Source organism: Paraburkholderia guartelaensis (assembly GCF_004353905.1).
GTDB classification, from domain to species: domain Bacteria; phylum Pseudomonadota; class Gammaproteobacteria; order Burkholderiales; family Burkholderiaceae; genus Paraburkholderia; species Paraburkholderia guartelaensis.
In genome coordinates, this window is record NZ_SMOD01000108.1 from 1 (window position 1) to 4597 (window position 4597).

General features: G+C 57.3%; 8 protein-coding genes. 7 read left to right on the top strand and 1 reads right to left on the bottom strand.

All coding sequences use genetic code 11. From position 1 onward, the window contains the following. Positions 1-206, bottom strand: a 206-nt coding sequence (locus E1N52_RS42945) for a transposase (protein WP_484217453.1), incomplete at its 3' end; no start/stop codon positions are given. Between the two features lie 1044 nt (positions 207-1250). Here E1N52_RS42945 and E1N52_RS42950 point away from each other — a divergent pair. The 7 genes from E1N52_RS42950 to E1N52_RS42980 all read left to right on the top strand — a co-directional run. Continuing rightward, positions 1251-1463: a hypothetical protein gene (locus tag E1N52_RS42950; protein WP_133191125.1), complete on the top strand. Its 213-nt coding sequence runs from the start codon at positions 1251-1253 to the stop codon at positions 1461-1463. Then, the gene (locus E1N52_RS42955; protein ID WP_133191127.1) at positions 1456-1773 is read left to right on the top strand and encodes a helix-turn-helix domain-containing protein; all 318 of its coding nucleotides are present in this window, start codon (positions 1456-1458) and stop codon (positions 1771-1773) included. The genes E1N52_RS42950 and E1N52_RS42955 overlap by 8 nt, the downstream gene beginning before the upstream one ends. A gap of 15 nt (positions 1774-1788) precedes the next feature. After that, positions 1789-2034, top strand: a complete 246-nt coding sequence (locus tag E1N52_RS42960) for a hypothetical protein (protein WP_133191129.1) — start codon at positions 1789-1791, stop codon at positions 2032-2034. Between the two features lie 413 nt (positions 2035-2447). Continuing rightward, entirely contained in the window at positions 2448-2711 is a 264-nt protein-coding gene (locus E1N52_RS42965; RefSeq protein WP_133191131.1) for a DUF1488 family protein, read from the top strand. A 245-nt stretch (positions 2712-2956) separates the two neighbouring features. Further along, the gene (locus E1N52_RS42970; RefSeq protein ID WP_246089471.1) at positions 2957-3607 is read left to right on the top strand and encodes an ATP-dependent DNA ligase; all 651 of its coding nucleotides are present in this window, start codon (positions 2957-2959) and stop codon (positions 3605-3607) included. A 200-nt stretch (positions 3608-3807) separates the two neighbouring features. Then, on the top strand, positions 3808-4335 hold the full coding sequence (locus E1N52_RS42975; RefSeq protein ID WP_133191133.1) for a hypothetical protein: 528 nt from the start codon (positions 3808-3810) through the stop codon (positions 4333-4335). 53 nt (positions 4336-4388) lie between these two features. Beyond that, on the top strand, positions 4389-4597 hold a 209-nt coding region (locus E1N52_RS42980), incomplete at its 3' end, for a transposase (protein ID WP_133189477.1).

Below are 4597 nucleotides of genomic sequence, written 5' to 3' on the forward strand. Positions count from 1 at the left end.
ATGGCTCGCAGCAACTTCTCTGGCGCGATGCTCGGCCGCCCGCCCTTTATGTCCGCTTCGTACATCTGGGCGAACTGTCGATCCATCTTCGCCAGCGCTTCATTCGCCATCACGCGGATCGAACGCAACGGATGCGACTTGGGGACGAAGTCGTCCAGCTTGCGCATGGAAAACAGACTCTCGGTGAATGTGTCGGCGCCGCGCATGATCTCCAGGGGACAAGTAGTGGTCCATCTATCAACGCCTCACGAGCTCTGCGCGATGACGTGTTTAAGCGGTATTTCAGCGGCCTGCTAAGTGTCGCCACTGAAGAAGTGAGAGCGGTGTTTTCTAATGTCGGTGAGGCAGAACGTCGAATTGGCTTGTTTCCATTCGAGGGTATCAAGAGCGTTCACGACGAAGTTTCTCGACTAGGCTTCGATACAAGCTTCTCGGTTGAAAGGGCTCGTGAAGCGCGAAAGCAAATCGTGGCGCACTGGAAAGAGCTTCGATGGCACTATCTAACGGAACTTGAGCGCAAATCGCCCGCTCGCCCGCAAGGTCCATTTTTGGAATAGACACCGGAAAATAAAGGAGCAGCGCGTGCGCAGGAGCCGAACGAGAGTCGCCACAATCGCAGCAGCTGCGTTGGCCTTTGTGACGTCAAGCGCATATGCGCAAGACTCTCTGGATGCGTTGAAGCAAAAGTGTGACGCGTATGGTTTCACTCGCGGCACAACCGAGCACGCGGACTGCGTGCGCAAACTCGATGCGCAGACCGCACAGATGCGTTGCCAGGCCATTGTTCAACGCGCGCATCAGGTCTGCTCCAAAGAGTTCGCGGATCTCGTGAGTCCAGCGGCAGCGGCCGGGGAATGTGGCGCAGCCCAGGAAGCCTATCAGCAGTACTGTCAGTAGAATGGACGATTGCAACGCGATTTTCGCGTGCGCGAAACAGGAAGACTTCGCATGACATACCCGCTACCACCCGACAGCAAAAGCGCAGTGAGGCGAGCCGGCAGTGCAATCTCGGACGGCGTTGCGACACAGGCGGAGCTTGATCTTGTAGATCAGTGGCGCGCCGCGCATGGATACGTCATTTACACATTTCAGGTGTGGATAAAACGGCATATAGCGCGACGCGGGTACAACGTCGAATTCGCTCAACGCTTGAAGCGCAGAAACACGGTAATGGATACCGCAGCGTGTGGTTCACATTCTTCATCACCAACGACGAGTGCATGTAGCTACGGAAGTCGTTCAACTCTGCAATGTTCTCGAAGATCATCCGACAACCGGCGAAATCGTGCATTGCCGACACGTCCGCAATCAGCAACTCTCCAGCGGCGTTTCGCCGCCTGAGCTTAGCGGGCGAGATTGCACAACGCGAGGCCGCTGAAGAGAAATTGCAGTCGGACGCCGAAATGGCCGCGACTGACGCAATCGAGCGGGCGGAAGAAATAGGAAGGCAAGCACATGGCTGACGCTCCTTCGTTTGGCCGAAGCATCGCGGAGGCACGGAAGCGGATCGGCGTAAGCCAGAAAGGTCTCGCGGCGATGCTCAAGCGCGATGACGGGATGTGTGTCTCGCCTCAATACCTGAACGATATTGAGCACAGTCGTCGGCATCCATCGACGGACTGGCTTATCACGCAGTTGGCGAACGTATTGGGTCTTGACACGGACTACATGTACTTCTTGGCTGGTCGTGTGTCGCCAGACTTGGTGGCCATGAACGCATCGCCGGAAGCGGTCGCTTTGGCGATGACGGTTCTGCGGAACAAACTGAATTGACCACGGAAAATTGTGATGTACTTTCTCCCAACCGTCTATTCTCAGCATGGCGGGTCGCTACCACGCACTGACCCACGCGCCAAGGCTGACTTTATCGCCCAGCACGTCAAACAAGGCTGGACGGAAAGCGATGCGCTTGCGCGATATGAGCTTTGGGTTATCCGCGCGATCGACACGAATCCGGGACTGGACAAACCTTCGCACAAGAAGCTTGCTAGTGCGGCAATCGAGAGTGCCCGCAAGCAGACGGGCGATAAATAGGCTGGAAAATTGCGGCGATTTTCGCGTGCGCGAAACAGGAATACGGGAAAAATGAGCACACATCAAAAGGCGGAGGCCCTAGTGGCGTGGGTACGTCAACGGCCCAGCGCGACGGTGAGCGACATCACAGCCTCTGGCATCATGAACTCGCGTACGGCCTCAGATGCGGTGCGGTATGCGCTTCGGTGTGGAGCCCTCGAGCGCGTCGTCTGCCGTGGTGCGAGCGCTAAGGATCGCGTGCATTATCGAGCGACGGGCGTAGCGCTGCCGATACCGCGCACGCACGGAGCGCAACCGTCCTTCGATGGCTTGTTGCAAGCGTGGGGCATAGTACTCGAACCGCTTGAGCTTCAGGCGAGCGAGTCGCGGAGGCATCAGATTTCCGATTGCTAGTAGGAAAGAGGAGAGCCGCGATGGTGATCCATTTTTCAAACAAGCCCGCGAAGTACACACCAAATACGACTGTCGCTTTCCTCGCATTGGTGGACGGGGCAGAAGTCGAATGTGAAATATCCGTTGAGGCGCTTGAGGATCATTTCGACGCGCCCTCGATGCAAGGCGTCGACTTGGTTGCGGCGTTCGAGGCGCATCGCACGCAGATCGAGGCCGTCGCGAGAGTGAAGCTGCCGCAGCGGCTTCCAGCCGGCCGGTGCCTTCTCATTTCCGACTATTTTTGACGACGGAAAATGCCACTGCCCGCAATCGAAGCTGCCGACCTGATGCTTGCGACGGCCCGCAAGAGCCCGTTCTCAGATGCGGGGTGGCTGTTCGAACTGAAGTACTTATGTGCATCTGGATCACCGTTGCCTTTCAGTGCCTTGCCTGACAGGGCGGGATCGCAAGAGTGTTGCCTTTGGAATTTGACGGGTGTTGCGTTTGGGTGATGCCTTGCCGCTCGGAAAAAGGCGTGAGGGAGACTTCCATGGAGCTCGAACGGCCGATCAAACCTTCCGACCTGATGCACGCGACCCTGCGCCGCCGCCCCTTTTCCCACGACGACTGGCTGTATGCGTGGAAGGTGGACGGTTTTCGATGTCTTGTCGAAAAGTGGGGCGACGAAGTACTGATAACCAGCCGGCAAGGCAAGCCCTTCAACCACTCATTTCCCGAAATTGTGGAAGCGGTTGCTGCCGTCCCCGGGGATTTCGTGTGGGACGGCGAGCTTGCAATCGGTGACGGTCGCGGGGCGACGGCTTTCGGGCAGCTGATGGAGCGTTTAAGCACGACGTCACCGCGGAATATTCCGGCGGCCGCTCGTCGGCACCCTGCGCGGATTTTCGTGTTCGACATGCTCCTATCGGGGAAGCGCGAATTGCGCCAACTGGAGCTTACCGAGCGAAAGGCTCGTCTGCGGGATGCCTTCGACAACACAGAGCGGCTCGTCTATCTCACAGACGTCGAATGCGTCGGCGAACTCGTTTTTGAGCAGGTGAAGATCCACGACTTTGAGGGTATGGTTGCAAAGCGAAAGTCATCGACTTACACGCGCGGACGGTCGCTCAACTGGATAAAGATCAAGAACCCGAATTACAGCCGACCGGCAGCGCTAGGCTTTGGCCATACCGGCGAGTAGCGTAGCTTCGAAAGCAACACCCGTATGACGCTCGGGATGCCCGGCGCCACCGCCTTGGCGGCCATGTCGCGTGCTCGCTTTGAGCATGCTTGCGGCGCGATTCCAAGCAGCTTTTCTTGAATTCCGGCTAGTCGACTCTTTATAGTCGAGCGCAGAATGCTGCATTGGCGACGAGTTGGCGATGAATGGGAGCATTGGACATGGATCACGAAGCGGTTGACGCTCGGGACGACGACAGCCGTTACGAGCAAGCGGGAAAAATTGAGGCGATGGCGCTCGTCGAGGCATTGTCAATGCTAACGTTCTTGTCGGACGACATGTACTTGTGCTCACAGGCGTACAACTTGAGCATTGTCGATCAGTTTCTGATGCCACTGGAATACAGGATTCTGCACGAACTCATGGCAACAGATACTACGCCACCAGATACTCCCTTCCTTCTCGCTCAGTCGCAAATGTGGATTTTCGCTGCCTACGAGCTACTTCGAACATGGCGCCAGCGCGCAAGCGACATCATCAAGTGGCACGATAATGGTGGACTCGAACAGAAACTGAAATCCCTCCGAGAAAGGGATAGCGTGGGCTTTCACTTCGGATTAAAAATCCGGATCGAGCAGATTGAGCGAGCGCTCGCCGATAAAGAAATTGCGAGCGAACTCGGCAGGCAACTCCGGCACACGTACATACCGTTTACAGAGGTGGCCGCGCAAAATCGGACAGCGGGATAAGTGGAACGACCGGGGCCTGAGCCAGCGATAATGCAGGCAAAGGAACCGAGAAAATGACGAAACGAACCCGACGCACGCACTCAGCGGCGTTCAAAGCGAAAGTGGCCCTGGCGGCAGTCAAGGGCGAGCGCACGCTCGCCGAACTGGCGCAGCAGTTCGATGTGCATCCGAACCAGATCACGGAATGGAAGCGGCAGTTGCAGGAGCGCGCGGCCGACGTGTTCGGTGCGGCCGGCCCGGTGTCGAGCGAGCCACCGGTAGA